This is a genomic window from Candidatus Woesearchaeota archaeon (genome assembly GCA_027858315.1).
Classification (GTDB): domain Archaea; phylum Nanobdellota; class Nanobdellia; order Woesearchaeales; family UBA583; genus UBA583.
The window spans coordinates 16457-38852 of the sequence record JAQICV010000092.1 but is presented as its reverse complement, the minus strand read 5'-3'; the positions used below and the strand labels follow the sequence as shown (position 1 = coordinate 38852).

Annotated in this window: 13 protein-coding genes; 7 read left to right on the top strand and 6 right to left on the bottom strand. The window is 28.0% G+C overall.

Annotated elements, in window-relative coordinates:
- Window positions 1-75: 75 nt before the first annotated feature.
- The gene (locus tag PF569_09005) at window positions 76-3780 is read right to left on the bottom strand and encodes a DUF2341 domain-containing protein (GenBank protein ID MDA3856372.1); all 3705 of its coding nucleotides are present in this window, start codon (window positions 3778-3780) and stop codon (window positions 76-78) included.
- Between the two features lie 215 nt (window positions 3781-3995).
- Between PF569_09005 and smc the strand changes: the two genes are divergently transcribed.
- Both smc and PF569_08995 read left to right on the top strand, forming a co-directional pair.
- Complete coding sequence (gene smc, locus PF569_09000; GenBank protein ID MDA3856371.1) at window positions 3996-7622, top strand: chromosome segregation protein SMC; 3627 nt, start codon at window positions 3996-3998, stop codon at window positions 7620-7622.
- Window position 7623: 1 nt separating this feature from the next.
- The gene (locus PF569_08995; protein ID MDA3856370.1) at window positions 7624-8031 is read left to right on the top strand and encodes a hypothetical protein; all 408 of its coding nucleotides are present in this window, start codon (window positions 7624-7626) and stop codon (window positions 8029-8031) included.
- A gap of 6 nt (window positions 8032-8037) precedes the next feature.
- Here the strand turns inward: PF569_08995 and PF569_08990 are convergent, their stop codons facing one another.
- The 5 genes from PF569_08990 to PF569_08970 all read right to left on the bottom strand — a co-directional run bounded on the left by PF569_08990 (window position 8038) and on the right by PF569_08970 (window position 14246).
- Window positions 8038-8511: a hypothetical protein gene (locus tag PF569_08990; GenBank protein ID MDA3856369.1), complete on the bottom strand. Its 474-nt coding sequence runs from the start codon at window positions 8509-8511 to the stop codon at window positions 8038-8040.
- 44 nt (window positions 8512-8555) lie between these two features.
- Window positions 8556-9878, bottom strand: coding sequence for a nucleotidyltransferase domain-containing protein (locus tag PF569_08985; protein MDA3856368.1), 1323 nt, complete (start codon window positions 9876-9878; stop codon window positions 8556-8558).
- Between the two features lie 2 nt (window positions 9879-9880).
- Window positions 9881-10603 (bottom strand): signal peptidase I, encoded by a 723-nt coding sequence (locus tag PF569_08980; GenBank protein MDA3856367.1) that lies wholly within the window; start codon window positions 10601-10603, stop codon window positions 9881-9883.
- A gap of 48 nt (window positions 10604-10651) precedes the next feature.
- Window positions 10652-13507, bottom strand: coding sequence for a hypothetical protein (locus PF569_08975; protein MDA3856366.1), 2856 nt, complete (start codon window positions 13505-13507; stop codon window positions 10652-10654).
- 133 nt (window positions 13508-13640) lie between these two features.
- A complete protein-coding gene (locus PF569_08970) occupies window positions 13641-14246 on the bottom strand; it encodes a hypothetical protein (protein MDA3856365.1) in 606 nt (201 codons plus the stop codon).
- A gap of 56 nt (window positions 14247-14302) precedes the next feature.
- Here PF569_08970 and PF569_08965 point away from each other — a divergent pair, with 56 nt between their 5' ends.
- The 5 genes from PF569_08965 (at window position 14303) to PF569_08945 (ending at window position 22292) form a co-directional block, all read left to right on the top strand.
- Window positions 14303-16228 carry a hypothetical protein gene (locus PF569_08965; protein MDA3856364.1) on the top strand — a complete coding sequence of 642 codons (1926 nt, stop codon included), beginning with the start codon at window positions 14303-14305 and terminating at the stop codon, window positions 16226-16228.
- Between the two features lie 84 nt (window positions 16229-16312).
- Window positions 16313-18076 (top strand): hypothetical protein, encoded by a 1764-nt coding sequence (locus PF569_08960; GenBank protein ID MDA3856363.1) that lies wholly within the window; start codon window positions 16313-16315, stop codon window positions 18074-18076.
- 4 nt (window positions 18077-18080) lie between these two features.
- On the top strand, window positions 18081-18614 hold the full coding sequence (locus tag PF569_08955; protein ID MDA3856362.1) for a hypothetical protein: 534 nt from the start codon (window positions 18081-18083) through the stop codon (window positions 18612-18614).
- Between the two features lie 2 nt (window positions 18615-18616).
- Window positions 18617-20977, top strand: coding sequence for a hypothetical protein (locus PF569_08950; GenBank protein MDA3856361.1), 2361 nt, complete (start codon window positions 18617-18619; stop codon window positions 20975-20977).
- A 58-nt stretch (window positions 20978-21035) separates the two neighbouring features.
- Window positions 21036-22292, top strand: a complete 1257-nt coding sequence (locus PF569_08945) for a glycoside hydrolase family 57 protein (GenBank protein MDA3856360.1) — start codon at window positions 21036-21038, stop codon at window positions 22290-22292.
- The last annotated feature ends 104 nt before the right edge of the window (window positions 22293-22396 follow it).

Sequence of the window (22396 nt, the reverse complement as noted above, 5' to 3'; positions counted from 1 at the left end):
TATAAAAAGCTATAAAAATCATTTATAAAATTATGTTATTATATAAAAGATACGCACAGGTATTATATATAGAGACTAATCTAAACCAACCATAAATTCTCTACCCAAATAATAGTCATCAATCCCACTAACGGAGTAATTAATTTCTCGAGAAACTAATTGAGGGACAATTAAATCCCAACCTAAAATATCTCCTACATAATATCCAATTGTTACATTAATCCAATCATAAATGACACTATAAGAACCTGAAGAAAAATCTGAATCAACATAATTCATTACACTAATTGGAGAAGTAAAATCACTAAGAGAATTACTTATATTTACTTCTATAAAATACATATTTGTATTAATATTTCTAATACTTTTTGATACTCTAGCAGACTGATTATAAATCATCCAAAACTCATACTTAGAAGAATTAACTGAATTATACATCTCATCAATTACATTAACATACCAATCATAATTACCTGGGTAAAAAGACAAATTAAGTGAATAATTAGTTCCACTATTACAATTAAAAGATTGATTTAAAACATCATCTAAATAAAAACTACAATTCAAAATACTAGAATCATCATCAACCTTAAATAAAAATTCTACACTCCCATTACCTAATATTTTCGTAACATTTAATGGATTATACAATGTAATCACTGGTTCAATATTATCAGTAATATTAATAGTAGTATATAGAGTTTGATTAGGCAAGATACTAGATAAATTAGAAACATAAAAAACACTTATATTCCAAGAACTATTTATAGCACCTGTAGCATTAACTGTCCATGAAAAAGGACAAGTTCCATCTTCAATTGGGATACAACTTTGAGGTTGAAATGAACTTGTCCAAAAAGGAGTTTCTGATAAATCTGTACTAATAATCAGACTCTCTTCTAAACTAACATCATCTAATAATGGTTCATTTTCAACATAAGTTCTTGCATAAAAATCACCCCCAAAATTAACATCATTAAAATTCAAATAATTAGTTCCACCTCCTGGCAAATCAACACAAAATTCAGAATCCTGACCTCCACTAACTTCTTGCATAACATAATCTATCCAATAACCAAAACCATCATTTAAAGTCCTTGACCTTTCAATTCCTGCTGTAGCTCCACAAGTTCCACTTCCATGAGCACCATACCAATCAGTTACTATATCATGATTAGATAAAGAAGTTGGTGTTGACAAACCATATCCATAACCATCATAACTCCACAATCCAGCATTAGAACCATCATCGGAAGCAGTTCCAAACCAATAAGTTCCAGTTACAGAAGGAATATAAAGTGCTCTGTATCTCAAATAAAAATTATCATCTATTCCCGAATAAGGATTATCAGGATTATTAATTGTACTAACATAACCAGTTCCATCAACATCCCAATTAATTGCCCCAATATTAGCTCTAATTGTTTGACCATCTACAATATTATCCAAATAATTACAAGCACCATCAGAAGCAGGACATCTACCCGCAGTTAAATGAATTAAATCAGAACTAAAAACTGAACTAGCATTACTATTTGACACCGCCCAAAAATTTCCATAATACAAATCTAAAATATAATTTGAAGAAGAAGCAAAAGCAGAATCACTCTCAATCCAAACATATAAATTTTCAGTTGTTGAATTACAAGTCTCAATCCAATAATTTAATTCAGTATTCCCATTCAAAATTCTTACATCATTACAATTATTCGACCAATCAAAATTACTTCCAATAGTACTCGAAGTTAAATTCAATAAAATCTGATATCCTAAAGGTATTGCATCCGAAATTGAAATATTCAACTCCTGTCTATATGACCAAGCAGGATTCCACCAACTAGAACTTGAATAAACTGCATATGCACTAACATTGCCACAAAGTCCAGTGCAATTAAAATAAGAATCAAAACTAAATGTTCTATTCTGTCCAACAAGCTTTGTACTTAATGGAGTTGGACTAGTCAAATAAACATTAATAGGACCATAAATAGGATTAACAAAACAACTAACATTAATTAAAGATTTATCATCATACTCATCAGAAGTCACACTAAAAATTGCGCTATAATCACCATAACTCGAATCAGAACAAGTGAACTCAATATTATTTGAAATACCCTCATTCAAATTAATTCCATCTAACCAATTATCTGAGATCAAAGAACAATCTCCACTCTCACAAGAAACCACTAAATTTGTATTATCACCGTTATCTGAAATAACTTCTAATGTAATTTCTCTATCACCACTATTTTTATCAAATGATGAAAAATCATAGAAACTCTGATTAAAATTCACACTATCACCATTAATGATTTTAATTGATGCATTTTTAGAAGTCTTATTCAATATATCAGTAACATTACTTGAATACAAAACATTTAGCTTATGAATTGAACCAACTATACCAGTAGCATTAACAGTCCAAGTAAAAGTACAAGAACTATTATATAATAAATTACAACTTTGAGGATTAGAACTAATAGACCAAACAGGAATTGAAGAACTTGTTGCAACACTACTAAAGACACTCGAAGAATTATACTTTAGATTTGCACTAACATTCCCACAATCCGAATTATTATCAATCCCAAAACAAGAAACACTGCTATTAAAAACAAAAGTTTTATTCTGTACCATATTAGTAATTGCTAAAATAGAAGGATCATTAACAACTGAGCTCAAATAATTTGTAAGTTTATCCTCATTCCCAAAAATTTCTGAAAAAGTGTCTGTTGAATATCTTCTAACAGTAAAATCATCAAAAGTTGCTGTACATAAAGTTGAACCAGCATGTGAAGTAAGTGAAATTCCTATATCTTGAATATTATTTGTTGAAGTAATTGATGAACTAGTAATTAAAGTCCAAGCATTAGGTGTAGTTTTCGAATAATAACCAGTATGTGTATTTCCACTTTTAACTAATCTAACATAAGAAGGTGAAACTGAAGGAGCACCTCCATTATTATTCGTATCCAAATAACCATTATCATTCATATCTCTTTGAAATGAATAACCATTTCCAGGAGTCCTAACATTAAAAGAATATCCTGTTGAAGATGCTGCAGCAGTCATATCATTTTTTAACATAATTCCAGCTTTAGCCCATACATTAGGATTTGTTTGTGAAGTAACTTCAAGTCTTACATCAACATCCCCTGACACTCCTGTCAAATAAACAGAACCATAATGATCTGTCCCAGTCCAAGTATCTGAACCACCAGCAATAACAGTTAAGACTCCTGAACCCTCACTAAAAGAAGTTCCTGCAACAGTATCTAAATCAACTGTTGACAACCTAGAATCAATTGAAGCATCTGCAAAATCATCACAATAAATAAATACACTACAATAATTCTCCGAATTCGACTTAGTAGAATCATGATAATACATAAATAAATTAGCATCAGAACTTGCATCCAAATAAGGAACCTTAATCATTAAAGTTGCATTCAAATCAACAACGCTCCAAGTAGAAGCATAATGAGGTATTAAAGAACTAACATTAGAGGTTGAATTAAAATAATAAAATCTAACTGAATCTCTATCATTTGTAAAATCAAAACTTGCACCAACATTACTTGAATCTATAACGAAAGTATGTGTTAAATTATCAATTGAAACACTTGCTCCAGTAATATTAATTTCTTGCCTATAAAGTTCAGAAGCATCAGCCCAAGGCGCAGCACTTATTCCATAAATCGAAGGTAAAATAAACATACTAAGCACTAGAATCATCGTCCAAACATTCAAAGTCCTCAGTACATTTTTGTTTACCATAAAGTCGTACTAAGTACGACTTTATAAAAAGAATATTTAAAACTTTGTCCAAACAATAAGGAGTGAAAACTTAAAAAAATATAGGAATTATTTCTTTTTCAAATTAATTAAGAATAAAATATCACTAACTAAGCAATAAATTACCAAAAAACAACAACTACCACTTTTTTTGACAACAAATATTTATAACCTAATTTTAGGAGAAATATAGTATAATGAGTATAATTAAACGTATTAAATTAAAAGGGTTCAAATCTTTTGCAAATCCTACTATTCTAAACTTCGAAGATGGATTCAATACAATCGTTGGTGCAAACGGTTCAGGGAAATCCAATGTCTTTGATGCACTATGTTTTGTTTTAGGAAGAATGTCCTCAAAAGGGCTTCGTGCAGACAAATTAGGGAACCTAGTTTTCAATGGAGGTAAAACTACTAAGCCTTCAAAAGAAGCAGAAGTTGCAATCTATTTATCAAACGATGAAAGAGAATTATTAAATGTAGAACTTGATGAAATTAAAATCTCAAGAATTGTGAAAAAAAGTGGAAGTTCAAACTATTATTTAAACAACAATAAATGTACAAGAACTGAAATCGTAGAAATTCTAAAAAGAGCATCAATTGACCCAGACGGATACAACATTATATTACAAGGAGATATTATGAGAGTTGTAAATATGAGCCCAAATGAGAGAAGAGAATTAATAGAGGAAATTGCATGTATATCAAACTATGAAGAAAAAAGACAACAATCTCTAAAGAAACTTGACAAAGTAGAAACAAATCTAAAAGAAGCAGACCTACTACTTGAAGAAAAAACTAAATACATAAAAGAACTAAAATCAGAAAAAGAACAAGCAGAAAAATTCCATCAAGTAAAAGATGACTTAAGATTCAACAATCTACTCCTAGTAAAAGCAAAACTAATTCGGAACAATATACTAAAAGAGAAAAAAGAAACAGACATCAAAACTCAAGAAGTAGAATTAACTAAACATAAAGACAAACTTGAAGAATTCGAAACAACAGAAGCAGACATTAATAAAAAAATCGAAGAACTTGAAAAATCAATTGAAATCAAATCACATCAAGACTTCATCTCTGTAACAAACAAAATAACTTCACTTGAAGCAGAAATTCAAAAACAATCCGAAAAAAAAGCAGAAATTCAAAAACAATCCGAAGAAATAAAAACAAAATCTACAAACATTAAAGAAAACATCAAACAAACAAAAGAAAAACTAAAAATTATTGAACAAAAAAATAAAGATTTAGAAATAAAAAGAAAAACTATCCAAAAAGAATTAGGTGAAGTAGAAACTGAAATTACAAAAATGAAAGGCAATTTTTCAGGTGACAGCTTCAAAGACTTAGAAGAAGTTGATGAATTAATAGACCAATTAAATGATAAAAAACACAACAAAAATCAAATCAGACAAGACAATGCAATCCAAGTTGAAAAATTAAACACAAAAATTGAGCATCTTGAAATTGACTTAAGAAAAATTGAATCATCTTCAACAGAAAACAAAGCGCAATTTGATGACTTAGATAAAAAGAGAAAACAACTTAAAAAATTAATAATAGAAATATCAAGTTCAATCTCAAATAATTCCGAAACTTCAGCAAAACTCCACAATTTAAACAAAGAATATTCTGAGCTTGTTGAAGAACACTCAAAATTAAGAATGAAAGTTGAAAGTTCAAAAGATTTAATGGCAACAAACAAAGCAGTTGATACAATATTAAAACTAAAACACAAAGACAACTCGATTCATGGAACAGTAGCAGAACTTGCAACAGTACCTGACAAATATTCTATGGCACTTGAAACAGTAGCTGGAAAAAACCTATTCAATCTTGTAGTTGATAATGACAACACCGCAGTAAAATACATCAATTATCTAAAAGAAAATAAAATAGGAAATGCAACATTCTTACCTCTAAATAAAGTTAATACTAAATTCAGACTAGATGATAGCGTATTAAATAAAAGAGGAGTAATTGACTACGCATTAAACCTAATAAAATACGACAAACAATATGATAACATATTTAATCTAGTATTCCAAGACACAGTTGTAATTGAAAAAATTGAAGATGCAAAAGGAGTAGGAATTGGAGACTACAAAATGATAACTCTAGCAGGAGACATTGTTGCAAAATCAGGAGCAATGAGTGGAGGTTTTAGATCAAGAAACAAAGCACTAGGAGCATTCAAAGATGATAAATCAACTGAAAAATTAATGGAACTAGATGCAAAAGTTATGGGTCTAAAATCAACTATGGATCTATTAAAAGAAGACAAAGAAGACTCTGAAAGAAAAATCTATGACCTAAGACAAGAAAAAGCAGACCTTGAAGGTGATATATCAAAACTTGAAAAACTATTATCAATTGAAGGAAAAGATACAGACTCAATCAAAAAAGATATTGAAAGCATAGTTTCAGATAAAACTGTAATAGAGAATTCACTTAAGAAAATCTCAAGAGAAATCGATGAAATTGACAAAGAACTTGGCATCGCGCAAGAAAAGAAAAACAAATTCAAAACATCCTCATCAGAAAGTGGACAAGCATTTGGGAAAATATCTGAATACGAAGAAAAAAGAGACAAACTAAAAGAAAAACAAAGGGAAATATTCTCACTAATAGATTCAAACAATACTCAAATTAACAGCGTATTAAATCCTGAAATTATAAACCTTGAGAAAATCCTAAAAGAAAGTGATGAAGCAATAATTAACATCAAAACTCAATTAGACGATTTAACACAAATCCTAAAAGAATTAAATGAAGAGTTAATAATATTCAAAAAGAAAGAAAAAGAATTATCAAAAGATTACAAAGACTTCATTGAAAAAAGAGATTTATTAAAAGAAAATAAAAAAAAAATTGAAGAAAAATATGAAAAAGAATATTCTAAATTTGATAAAGTAAAAGAAAGACTTGCTCAATTAAACTATGCAATTTCAGAATACGAAACACTAAAAAATACATTAAACGATGAACTAGAATTATTATACGAACAATTAAAAGTAGAATTTATCGAAAACAATGAAGAAGAACAAGAAAATAAAACTGGAGAAAATAAAATTGATGAATTAATCAATTCAGTTGACGATAAACTTCAAAATAGAAATATCGACATCAAAGAACTTCAAAATAAAGTTAATTATCTAAAAACAAAATTAAACAGTTTTGGATCAATTAATATGAAAGCTGTTAAAATTTATGATAAACTAAAAGAAGAGTTTGATTTATTACTGGAAAAAAGAAGTTCATTAACTGAAGAAAAATTAGAAATTTTAAAACTAGTTACGGAAATGGATGCAAAAAAGAAAGAAAAATTCTTAGAAACTTTCGTCCAACTAAAAGAAAATTTCATCAAAATATTTGCCGAACTTTCAACAAAAGGAGAAGCAGAATTAAACATGGAAAATGAAGCAGATTTATTCAACTCAGGAGTTGAGATTAAAGTAAGAATGACTGCTAAAAACTATCTTGACATCAAATCCCTTTCAGGTGGAGAAAAAACAATTACAGCAATCGCGTTCATTTTTGCAGTCCAAGAATTCTCTCCAGCTCCATTCTACATCTTCGATGAAGTAGATGCAGCTCTAGATATAATGAACGCAGAAAAACTAGGAAAACTAATTAAAAACTATGCAGCAAATGCTCAGTACATTGTAGTATCTCACTCTGAACACTTTATTCAATCATCAGAAACAATATATGGAGTAACAATGGACCAATACAAAATCTCAGATGTAGTAAGTCTAGACTTAAGAAATATGAAAGGTTACCTTGATGAAGACGCTACTCCAGTAGTGGAATTAAAATAAAATGGAATTTAAAAAAATTATTCAAAATATTAATATTAATAATCCAGAATCAAAATTAAGAGATGCTAAACTTCTAATTTCATTCATTTTAGGAATTGTAAGTCTGACTTTATTTCTCGGATTACTTGTTCCATACATACCATTAATATTACTAGGATTGTTTGCAATATTAAGCATAATCATGATTATCAAAGAAAATATTATTTTTTATAGTATAAATTATATTTTCATGACAATCATATTTTTATTGATTAGTTATACAATATTATTTGAATTAGAAATTGGATTACTTCCTCCTATCTCAGTTGCAAATATAATTACATTTCTAATATATTTATCTATCGCTGGACCTTTTATCTATTATGGGACAATAGGAGAAATAATTTTAATCAAAAAAAGATTAGAATAAATAAATTTACTTTTCTTTATCCCTAAAGAGAGCAATCAAACCACCAAAATCAACTTTAGTCTCTAAACTCTCAAGATGAATTTCATCACTCATAACAGAAGGATAATTTTTCATTAAATGATCAACCATATTAAAACTAACATGAGATCGATTATTCCCAGAATACAAACCAACAATCTCACCAGAATCTAAATCCGAATATTTTTTTAACAAATATAAACTCTTACAATTCTTATAAACTTCACTACCTACTTTAAATACACTTTCAACATTCTCAGCAACAATACCATCAACATAAAAATCCTTCATTGAAGTAATTTCTAAATCCTTAAATTGACAATTACTATCTTCAGCATAAATTTGATTATGTAAACAAATATTCTTTCTAAAAAATTCTTCATCAATACCAGTACCTACTGCAATTTTTCGCTCTCCATCAGAATTAAAAAAAGGCCCATACATAAAAATATTATTACTCATAAAAAAACAAACAAGAAGTAATATAAAAAAGTTTCCCAAAACAATTAATACTTCATAATCTTAATACCCTTAATAAAACTAACATCTCTACCAACTAAATCTCTAGCATCTTCCATCTTGATTTTAGAAATAGTCTCAGGTTTTAAAAACTCTCGAAGATCATATCCATAAATTCTTGAACCCTCAATAAAATAAATATCTCTACCCTTTGTGAAATTTCTAACAGCATCACTCATATAAACATAAGGTCCAGTTATTTTTTTAAATTTGGAAAGTTCTTTCTTCTCAAAAAAGAAAACTAAAAGAGCAACACCAGACTTAGTATCAATAAAAAATTCATTTTTAAAAACCTCAAAATCATACGCCAAATAATAACTTTTAATCTTATTATTCAACTTCAAAAGTTTAGACCCTACAATATCCTCACTATTCCCACCAACTTCAAAATTAATAGTATAAAATATAGCCTTCAAATTGCCTAATTTAGTATATTTCTTAGCCCCAGATATCACTTTCACCAAATCAAATTTAATAACCTCAAAATCCTTCTCTCTTAAAACATCAAAATTTTGTGCAACAAGTAAAAACTTGTAATAATTCTCATCACTAAGCGCTCTTGCAGCATTTCTAGTTTTAATAATTGGATCAACAACAACAAGCTTTGAAATCTTATCACTCTCAAGTTTCTTCTTAGCATCATCAAAACCTTTGTAAAAATTATTAATATCAATAAACTTCATCTCGTCCCAAGACTTAGCATCCAAAAGTAAATTCTCAAGTGAGCCATAATAAGCAATTAAAATATCAACAATATGACCTGAAAAACCATTAATATAACTCTCTGCCCCATACAATCTTTTTGCCTTAAAAAATTGTTTTGCAAGTCTTATCTCATCAAAAAGTAAAGAATTTTTAAGAGACAACTTTTTTAAAAAATCAACATGAAAAGGAGAAACATCCGTAGAATTCAAAACATCCGAAATAGTCTTAATCTTTCTATTAGGAACAAGCTCAAATTTAATCTCAGTCTTATCATTCTTAAAAATATAAGAATAATAATCCCTAGAACCTTTTTGTTTCACATAATCAACATTAGCCAAATCTAAAATCTTTTGTAAATATGAACTAATTTTCGAATCATCATACTTCAAATCAAAAGAAACAAAAATATCAACATCACTGCTTCCAGTAAGATAAGTCTCTTTTCCAAAACTACCACCAATAAAAAAATCACACTTCAAACCTAGTTTTTTACAACTAATCTCAAGACTCGAAATAAACTCATCAACCAACTTCTTTCTCAAAGAATCTTCTTCAGGTGTAGGTTTAATCTTATTCAAAATCCTCCCTCTTAAATCGATATCCATATTTACCTAATAATATTCATAATCGGATTCAAAAAAAAATCCGAAAACCAAATCCTCACATAACCAATTAAAGGAACTCTTGCAACTGGAACTCCAATAACATCATCTTCTGAAATTGCGCTCTCAAAATTATTAGCATCAGATGAAACTGAATTATGATCACCCTTAGTTCTGAAAAGATATTCCCCATTTTCTTCCCATTTATCAACAACCCTATGAATCACAGGACCATGAGAATTATACCAATTCAAATCACCAGGAATAAAAACCAAAACTTCTCCAACTTCAATATTTTCAGGACTTTTACCATAAATTATCATAACATCACCAGTATTAAGTCCATTTTTATATTCAAACTCTGAAAAATCATCCTTAGTCATCCCATAATTTTCAACATAATAATAACCACAAATATCCCACCAATCATCAAAATTTAAATTTTTATTAGTTATAGAAGGTTTGTAAACCCCACAAATTTGATGACTAACAATCTTATGCTCCATACTACCTGAAACAATAGCAACAACAGGAAAATCATTCCCCAAAACAAAACCAACACTTGGCAAAAATAAAAACTTAATAAAAAAAAATGCAACAACCAAAGTAACAACATAAGAAATCGCAGAATCATCATACCACATAAACTTCCAAAACTTCTTCAAATAACCTAAAAAACTCTTATCTTCAGGTTCTTTCTTAATTTTTTTTTTAAATTTAAACTTCATCTGTATATATAACTCTTTATTTATTTAAAAAATGTTGTGCTAAAAAAATCATTTTTTAATAGAATCTGACTTTTCCTTATCCTTTTTCTCCTTATAATAATTCTCAAAAGAATCAGCCTCATCTTTAAGTGAAGCTTTTGAAACAGCAGAACCATCTCCAACTTTAGAAGAATTCTTCTCATAAAACTCATCATACTCCTCTTTAGTAAGTTTTGCACCTTTATTTTTCTTAACTAAAGTGTCATCATATTTTTCATGCTTACCCTTAGAAGAATCATTAAATTTGTCAAACAAACCTTTAGAATTCCCAACTTTTGAATCAACAAACTTATTCAATTTATTCAAATGATCATCATATTTGCTTGACTTCAAATTCTTATCATTATCTTTTGATTTTATAGGTTTTGAAGTAAAATTATACTTATCATCCTTATTTTTAGAAGCAACCCCAACTCCAGCATTCCCATTACTTGTCGAACCTTTAGTCTTAATTCCAAGTTTTTCAAGTTCCTTATTCAAATAACCTTTTTTATAAGCATAATAACCTCCACCTGAAACTCCTACAAGAATAAGAGCCAAAGCTCCAACTAAAACAATACCTGTCGTATTTGAATCTCCTGAACCATCATTTGAACTAACAAAAGGATCTTCAAAAGTTTCTTCAAAATTTTCCTCATCTCCCAAACCTTCTTCAACTGGAGTTTCTTCATCACCACCAAAAGTCTCATTATACTCATCTACTTCATCTTCATCCCTATTAAAATCTGACAAATCATCAACCTCAAAAGTTTCAAGTCCAACACCATTAAATGCATTAGCACACAAATAATTATTACCTAAAACCTCCAAACTAGAACTATTGTAGAGTTGATTTGCAGAACAATCAATAATAGTCTGCGAAAAACCATAAAAAACTTTAGAGCATCCACTCTCAGAATCAGCGCAAACAATTGCTCTTCCACCATCAACACTAGAAAAAGTAACAAAAGGCGGAGTCATATCAAACTTAACATCTTTCTCAACAGATTTATTAATCTCCAACATATTAACTGCATACAAAATAACTTTTGCAGCATCTAAAAATTCACCATTAATTTTCCCAGTAAAACTTGAAATATTAGTCTCATCCTCATCACCATTCAAACTATTATACTCTTTATAATTACCATAATCAACAACTAAAATATACTCTTTAATTGGAATAATAGAACTAATATCAACTGAAAATCCTAACTCAGAACCACTTGATAAAAAATCACTCAAATAACCATCATTCTCAAACTTAAAATTAGAAAGAGAAATTCCCTTAGTATCATAAATAACATTCAATCTTTCAGGACCATAAATTTGATTTGAATCACTACAATAAATATAAACTAAATTATCTCCTGAACTAAGAGAAGTAAGTGAAATACTTTTTCTACTACCACTCTGTGTAATATTACTCATAGAATCAAAAGCCCTCTTTCCAAGATCGCTCAAAGAATATCTACAATCTGCATCATCATCACTAAGAGAAATATCAACTTCAACATTAGAAGCCATTGTATATTTAGGATTAAAATCAACAACCTTAATTCCAGCATCAGTATCAACATCCAAAGAATTAGAAACCCTTGCAACATTATTTAAAACATCATAACATTCAAAATCTAAATTATGACTCCCTAAACTAATATCAACTCCAGAGTTTTGATGAACTAAAAAACCTTCAAGATAAGGTAAAAACTCACTATAAGAATCAAGCTCAGAAAAACAAACTGCTCGACTACTTGTCTCAAGAATATAACTTGTAGGCAAACTTGTAACTAAAGTTTTAGGATCACTATAAGTAATCTCAACTGCAGGTTGATTATAAACTTCAATACCTACAACTCTTGAAGAAGCAATACCTAAAGCATCAGTCAAATAAACAATCTCAGAATCATAAAATTTATTTTGACATACAATCCAAAGCTCATCAATCAAACTAGTAACTTGAAGAGAATGAGACAACCCAGTTGCAGAAGAAGTAAATTCATCTGGAGAAATTGCATCTTCAAGTCTTAAATTCTCATTAATAACACCATCTAAATAATAACACACAGCAGGTTTATTAGTATTAATTTTCAACTCAAAATCTGAACTCTTAGAATAAATTTTCCCATCAAAAAGAGCAGTAAACTCAGGAGCAGGATTATAAAAATATTCAAGCTCACCATTAGTAGCAAGAGTTACAAGCTCAACATTAAGAGGCTCAGACTCAATATATACTTCTCTTACTTCTTCAGCAGAATTCTGAGCAAAATCTTGAAAAACAAACTTCAAACTATTTGCCTCTCCAGCAAATGCACTCAAAGGAAAATCGATTTCAACAAATCTTTCATCCTTAACCCTTAAATTATTCGCTAAATTTTTATACCTCATAAAAAAATCCTCATTAATATAAACATCAACAAACATCACAGGTTCAGAAAACTCCAAAACAACTTTTTCAGAATCAACAATCAAATCTTCAAAAGATAAAAGTTCAGGAGTTAATTCATCTAAAACAATTTTAAACTCAATAGGGTCTCCTTCAGGAACTATTTTTTTCCCAGAAGCTCTATCAATCACTTCTAATTCAAAGCTCACATCATCAAACTCAGTAATAACTTCAACAACATCAAAACTATAAATTCCTTCACTAAACACACCTAAATTCTCATCAATAACAAAAGTTGAAACATTCGAATTAAAATCTAAAAAACCATCTCTAACATAAAGCTCCAAATTACCTGAACTAACATTAATATCAATAGTAGGCGTAGGATTAGAAACAAAATTCATAAACTCACCTTTTGAATCATAATACCCATAAGAAAAAACTGACTCAGCAAAAAGAACAATTAAAATAAGCCACAAAAATACTTTTCCTAATTTCATTTAAGTTTAAACCAGCAAAAATAAATATAAAAAGATGTATACACTAAAAGGTAGTCTAAGCATTTAATATTATAATTAAGATTATTAAAGTCAAAATTAAAGTCAAAAACTTACAACAAAATTTTCAACAAAACTAACGATAATAAACATAAAGTTCAAAATTAACATCTCTTTGAGCAGTTCTCCAAGAAATACGCCCTGAAGATTCTCTTTTATATCCTAGATTAATTCTTGAAGAATCATTAACTTCAAATCCTCTATAACTAATATCACCTAAATTCGTTCTACTCTCATTAAAAAAAATACTATTGCTATAACTCGGAACATCAATTATAAGTTCAAAAGGAATAAGACCTATCCCACTTGAGGAATTAAAAATCAAATACAAACTATCATTCAAAAAATTAAGAGCATGAGCGCAAGAAGGAAAATTCTCAAGAATTCCATCTCCCTCAATGTCGCACCCAATCTCTACATCTCCACCATAACCCTCATTCTCCAAACAAAAATTAATCAAATCCTTAACACTATCTTTATTTCTCTCAACAGTGCATCCAGTACTCACTTTAAGCAAAGTATTCAAAGTTCCCTCTGCAAGAATTTTATACTCACCTTGAGTTTGTAAATCAACATCATTCAAATCAGAATTAGATTGAATTTTAGCATAAACTATAACTCCTATCAAAATAACAACAAAAAGAAGTGCAATACCAAAAATTTCACCCTGCGATTTTTTCATTCTTAACTATAAGTCAAAAATAAAATTTTATAAATGTTAATCACCTAACTTAAGTAATGCAAATGAAAAAAATGAAAAAAATTCTACTTACAATAATCCTATTTTCGATGTTTTTACCACAAATATTAGCAATAGACGAAGATATAAATTCTTACGAATACTTAAAGCTAAACATCAATCAAAAAATAGATTTCCAAGTAGAAATAGAACAAGACTCAAACATAAATTATTTCTACATAACTTCTAATTTTTTCCCAAAAACCTATGAAGAATCCCAATACCTAAATAACTACACAACAACAAACCCAGACTATAAAATAATAGAAGACGACACTAATTATATGATCAAATACAGTTATACTGATGAAACAATAAAAGAAAAAAACTCAATATCAAACACATTCACACTTGAAAGCACAAAAAGTACTCCTAAAATCAAAAAAAAAGTAGAATACCCAATAAAAAATAAAGACTCAGAAAATCAAGTATATATAGAATTCACAGAATTAATCGATACAAATTCAGAAATAAAAAAAAAAGCATCAGAGTTAGCATATAGTGAAGATGACACTTACATTATCGCAGTAAAAATTGCTGATTGGATACAAAATGATATAACATATGACCTATCAACTGTAACTGAAAATCCTAATCAAAAATCTTCACAAGTTTTTACATCTAAAACCGGAGTATGTAAAGAAATTACTAATCTATATGTATCAATGATGCGAAGCCTAGGAATTCCTGCAAGAACAGTTTCAGGATACGCATACACAAACTCAGAAGAAGTAATAGAATTTGTAGGTTCAAACTGGGGTGGACACGCATGGTCTGAAATTTTAATTGGAGAAACTTGGGTACCATTTGATCTAACATACTCACAATACGGATATATAGATGCAAGTCATATAATCATCTCCAAAAATGCAAATTTACAACAAAATTCAGTATCAATAAATGCAAGTGGTTATGGTATAAATCTTGTCGAAAATTCTTTAAAAACTTCAACTAAATTTGAAATAGAAGAAAAAGAAAAAAAGATATTTGATTATGGATATCAAATAACAATTGATGGAACAAGAGAACTCTCTCCTGAAAGTTACGGTTACTTAGAAATAAAAGTTAAAAATACAAAAGACTATTACAAAGTAATTGACTTAAAAATAGCAAAAACTGAAGAAATAGAGCTTTTAGGACAAAATAAAAAATTAACAATTCTAAAACCAGATGAAGAAAAAACAATCTATTTCAAATATAAAATACCTGAATTAGATACTAAATTCATCTACACATTTCCATTCACAATTTACAATAATGACTTCCAAGAAAACCTCTCACTTGAAGTAAAAAAAGGTTATGAGAACATACTAAAATCTGAACTTCCTAAAGACATAATTCAAGAAACTTCAATGAGCAATAATCAAATCATAATAAACTGCAATTCGACATATAATCTGCCTGAAAATATCTACTCTTGTACATTAAAAAATCCAAACAATCATGAAATAAATAATATCAATATCTGCTCAGAAAACGACTGTGAAATTTTTTCCCTTTTATTAAACGAAGAAAAAATAATTGAATTCAAATCTGAAAAATTAAATCAATCAATAATTGTAAAATACTCAAACCAAACAAACACACAAATCTTAGAAATAGAACCTCCAAAACTTGATTGTGAAGCCAAAAAAAATGCAAACAAAATAACTCTAAATTGTCAAACAAAAAATATTGTTGAAAACCTTAAAATAACTCTAAATTTAAATAACAAAACAATAACTAAAACTAATAAAAACGAATTTGAAAAGTTATTAGTTTTAGAACATGAAAACAATGAAATCAAAGTAGAATTAGAATACAAAAATCAAATAATTAATATGAAAAAAATTGACATACAACTAAGTCCTGAAGAGCTACCAAAAACAGGATTCTCAAAGTATTTTTCAAACATGTTAAAATGGATAACTGAACTATTCTCTTAAATAGTTCTATATATATTTAAAATTATTTTCCCTTATTAGTTAAAACTAAACTTCTAAAAGATAAAAACTTCAAAAAAGATTAGAATGAATGATATGTCTTTAGGTTTTGAATCAAACATTAAAAAATTTGTAAAAGGAGCCAAAAACAGAACTGGACCACATGCGAATTTTGTTATGAGATTTGAAGGTCATAATGAAGACATAACTGAGAGTTATTATTGGATAATCAATTTCCCTTACTACACAGGAAAAGGATATGTTACTCTAAAACTTGAAGATAACCATTATTTTAGTGAAAATTCTCAATATGGAGGTCAAGTAAGACAAGTAAAAGGTGGGTCAATTAGAGCCTTCTATGAAAACTTCAACCAAATAATACAACTGATAAAAGTTCATCTAATGCCACTTTTAAAAGAAGTAAAACAAGCAGATTTTTATCACAACTGGATAAAAGAAATTGTTGATAACGACAAAATAGTTCAAGAAGCAATTGAAAAGAAAAAAGCCAATAATGAAAACAAAGAATTTGTGAATGCAAAAGCTGCAAGAGATGAGGCAATTAGCCACCTTAAAGATGAATGGGTAAATAAAGTCGAAGGAGGGAGAATGTGGGCAATGAGTAAATCGGCTACAGAACAAGGATTAGACTACTCACTACTACCTCAATTATTCTTTGGAACAAATTTAGAAAATCCTCTACACGGAGTTCACGGTAATGGGAAATCTATCAAAAATCAACTAGATGAAGACATCTACAAAATCGATATAACTGAAGGTGCAAAAGAACAAATAGGAAGACAAATCTATAAATTTTATTTCTGGTTACCTTCAGCAATCAGAGATACACAAGTAACATACAAACTAAAGCTTGCATCTCTAAAAAATATCTATGCTCAAGTCCAATTAAGCATAAATCTAATAAAACCTATTTTAATGGAAATAAATAAAAAAGGAGAAAAATTTAACAAAAATAGTTTTTATTATGGAAATGAAAGTGAGAACCACGAAATTATTAATGTATTTGACTCATCATACTCATTCATAAGAACTCTTGGAATAAGAGACTTTGGATTGCCTGAGAGAGGTCAAAAGTGGAAAATCAAAGATTTAGAAATTGGTGATTATGGATTATTCATAGATGCAAGCAAAGGTGAATTAATTTTACAAGGAAATGGGAAAGAAAAAAGTGGATATATTATTGGTGAAGAAGAAAAAAATTACAGATTCATACCAACAGATATTGAACCTGATTCTATGACTCCTAAAAAGTTTGAAGAACTAAAAAAAAATGTTATAATTATTGAAAAAGAGCATCTTAAATTATTCCCTATAATCGAGCTAGAACTAACACAAAAAAGAAGAATGGAAACAATGAGTTCGCCTCAAGGTCAACAACAAGTACCATTTATGAAAAATCAAATTAATTTTAATTCATATGCTTGGGACATATATGAAATCGCAACATACAGAGAATCACTAAAAGAAGAAAATTTAGATTTAATTGAATCATTTATGGATGAAATAAAAGCAATCAAAGAAGACCTACTAAAATATGTACATAGCTACGAACCAAAACCAATTTCATTAGACACAGAAAAACCTAAAAAAGAAAAGAACAAAGAAAAAGCTGACCTAACTCTCATCACTGGACCATTTAAAGGAATCTATGACATATTCTCCCCATTAATTCCAAACCTCTCACTACCTAAAACAACAAAAAAAAATAAAAAAGAAGGAATAGAATCTACAACAAAAAAACAAAGAATAATTGCAGAACTATCTTGTCTTGAAGATGCTTGGAAAGTATATAACATATACAAAAAATCGCATCAAAAAATTTCCTATTAAAAGAATGAGAAAAAATAAAAAAGCAAATATATATGAAGAAGAAATACTTGCAATAATCTCAATAATCTTCATAGCATTTGTACTATTCATGTCATCAAAATTTGTAATACAAACAAACGAAGATATAAATAAAATGGCGCCAGAACTAAGCTATCAATTCCCAGCAGTAGTTACTCACGCATTTCTTATGAAAAAAATTGATAAAACTCATTTAGAAGACTTAGGTTTGGACATAAATAATAAATATTTCATCAAGGATCTCCTCAAGATAAACTCAGAAGAATCACTCAAGATTGTTGATGAATACAAAGAAAAATACTTAGAAAAAATAAACACAAATACAAATAGTGGCAAAAAACCAATTGAATATTACGAAGAATATTCTTCAGATTCATTAAATATAGACAATCTACTAATTTATCAAACTAACCTTGAAAGTATAAGTTCAAATCTTGAATCAGAAATTGAAAATAAAAATTATTTTTTCTATTTCAAAACATATGACAATAAATATGTCAAAATAGATTTCAAAAGCTAAAAATGAAAATTAGAAAAAATAAAAAAGGAATTGGATTTTTTGCTTTAATTGGAATCGTTACATTATTTCTAATGGGAATATTATTTTTTACAATAGTTAATCCTTATGAAAAAATTGATGATGTGATCGATTTCGGGAAAACTATAACTACAATTGATACTACAAATTCTAAAATTGCTGCAGAGGAATTTTTCAAAAAACAAGAAATTGATAATATATTTTCATCAGGAAAAAAACAATACATAAGTTCTCTAGGACTTAGTACAAATGAATTATTAAATAGAAAATATGAAAACAATGACGATGAATTAGTAACTTGTACATATGCAGGAATTGAACTTTGGTATAATCAAAGAAATCTAGACACAAATAATCAAGATATTACAAAGATAGAAGAAGATGTGGACGAAGAGACAGAAGAAGGAGAAGAAGAAGAAGAAGACTCTCAAGAAAATAATAATGTAGAACATGAATCCTGTCTTCCAAATTTTAATGAAAATCTCGAAGAGAGTCTCAGCTATTATTTCGAACAAAAATTAAAAAATGAATTAGAAAAAAGTCTTAGAGTTCAAGAAATAAATGATGAACCTGTAATCAATTTAGAATACAATGAAGAAACAAACACAATAAATAGTAAAATTACAACTTACTACAAAGAAACATCAAAAAATAGTGAGATAATATTAGAAATAGAATATGAAAAAGAATATATCCTTGGAGAATTTCCAACCCTACTTAAAACTATAACAAATAAAGTAATTCCACAAATATCAGATGAACTAAAAAATAAAGTACCAGGATGTCTTAAAGAAAATGATTTTGATGAAGATTTTTGTATCGATAAAACATTTCAAGATTTAATAAAAAAAGAAGATGATAAACTACTAAATACATATGAATTTAAAATTGAGAGAATTAAAGAAATAAGTAGTGAAGAATATATAGGTCTAAAAATTACTATAATAAATAAAATTCTAAATGAAGAAGAATTCATATTTGGAATAATACTAAAAGACACTATTCCCTACACACTAATTAAATTTGAATTAGAAAATTTTCAAGGCGCAGATAATGTGGCAAATATTAAAATTGAAAAACCTAAATTTGACGACCAAATCTCATACTATGTAGTCTTATTCTCTTACGAAAACTTCTTTGATAATCTAAACAACCCTGAAGATTACAATATACTCCTAAAACTCCTTCAAGAAAACAAAGTTCCAAAAAATTTTGAAAGTACAGGAATTTTTGATTTACAAGAAAACGAGTATCACTTCTCTACAATCAATGATAAAATAGACTTAAATTTATTACTTGTAAAAAATGAGATCTCAGAAGAAGATCTAAGTGACAACAAAGAAAAATTAATTGCAAAAATTTATCAGATATATAATCATCAAGAAAAACAATATGAATTATTAAAACCAAACAAACCACTTTATGTATTTGTTTTTGCAACAGATAATAATTACAATTACTATGTAGAAGAAATTCAAGGAAAAGCAAAGCAAATAACAACTCAAACCCAATATGGTCCAAGTGCATTAATCTCTGAAAATGTACCAAAAGCTAGTGGAACAATTGCAGGAGAACAAAGCTCATTATTTTTCCAAATAAGTGGATATGAAAACTCTAATTTTGCAAACTATGACATATACATAGTAGAAAAAGATCAAAAACTAGCTAACAAATGTGAAGCTGATGATGCAATAGGATGTTATTATCTAGATGGCGCCCAAAAACTAACTATACAAAATCCGGAAAAATTAACTTTAATAACCTCCGAATCTCAAATTACAAACCCAGAATTATACAACATAATTTATGGAAGTGATTTTACACCAAATTTAGTTTTAGAAAACAAAAAAGAATACAAACTAAATATAATTCCAGTAGACTCACAAGGAGTAGGAATCATAAAAAACACACCAATAGATTACGAACTAAAAAAATCAACAAACGAAGAATTCACATTTTACCAATTAATAAATTTAGAAGGACAATACAAAACTCCTTATTCACAAACAATAACAATTGTTGACAACAAAGCACCATCTGCAAATTCATTTATATTCACCAACACAAACAAATATGAAATCTCAGGAAACACTGTAAAATTAAAATGGCAATCATTACCTAATGAAAATGTAGTAAAACTTGATACGAAAATCACAATCAAAGATGAAAACATGCAAATTATAGAACAATACAACAAACTAATCGGAACAGACCAAATAATAACAACAATTCCAAATGGAGCAAAACAAATAGAAGTGACACAAATTGTCCCTATTGACTCATCTGAGAATAAAAATTCTGAAATTGCAAACCAAAATATAAATGTAATAATACCTCTACCTTAAACTGTCACCACAAAAATATATACATAATTCTTTTATAATACATATCTTTAAAATTTATATGGTAGCAATCGCATTATATTTTCAAATTCATCAATCTCTAAAAATTAAAAATTATAGAATATTTGATATCGGTCATGACGAAGAATATTTTGATGAAGAATCTAACAAGAAACATATATTAAACATAGCAAGAAAATGTTATATTCCTACAAATAACTTACTTCTTGAATTAATAAAAAAACACGATAAAAAGTTCAAAATAACTTTTTCCATATCAGGAATTGCTCTAGAACAAATAGAAAAATATGCGCCACAAGTATTAGAAAGCTTCAAAGAATTAGTAAATACTGGATGCGTTGAATTCTTAAGTGAAACATATTATCACTCATTAAGTTTCTTATACTCAAAAGAAGAATTCAGAAGACAAATTGAATTACACAAACAAGCAATTAAAAAACACTTTGACTTTGAACCAAAAATATTTAGAAATACTGAACTAATATATAATAATGAACTATCAAATTTTATAGAAGAATTAGGATATTCAGGAATACTCAGTGATGGTTCTCAAAGGATTCTTTCTAACAAAAATCCAAATTTTATCTATTCACCAAAAGAATCAAATAGCAAATTTATTTTAATTACTAAGAATAATGAACTATCAAATGATTTAGTAAACAAATTTTCAGACAAAACTTGGGATGACTGGCCACTTACTTCAGAAAAATTTGCATCTTGGATAAATTCTCAAAAAGAAAATTCAGAAATAATAAACCTAGTTATGAACTACGAAACATTCGGAGAAAAACATTTAGAAGAAAGTCAAATATTTGAATTTTTAAAAACACTACCTGATGAAATTTTAAGAAATGAAGAAAACAAATTTGTAACACCTACAAATATAATAAACTCATTCAAAATAAAAGATAAAATTGACATACCATTTTTAATCTCACAAACTTCATATTCAAATTTAGATAATTGGATAGGCAATAAAATGCAAAAATCCGCAATTGATGAAATATTTGCACTAGAAAAAACAGTAAAAAATACTAAAGATAAAAATCTAATCACCAAATGGAGAGAAATGACAATTTCAAATCATTTTTATCTAATGAATACTAATGATGTGAATATGGTAAATAATGTCTACAACAGTCCATATGATGCTTACGTTTACTATATGAATGCTCTAAACGATTTAATAGTTAGAATAAAATTAAAAGAGAAAAAAGAAGAAATTCAAAAAGAAATCCTAAGTAATGAAAAACCTAAAAATATATTAAATAAAATTAAAGAAGCAATCAAAAATTAAGAAATGAGGAAAATACATTATAATTATTTAAAACCACAAAATTATTACAATAGGCTTTTAACATTTTTTTTAATTATAGGATTTAGTCTTACAATTTTTCTGAT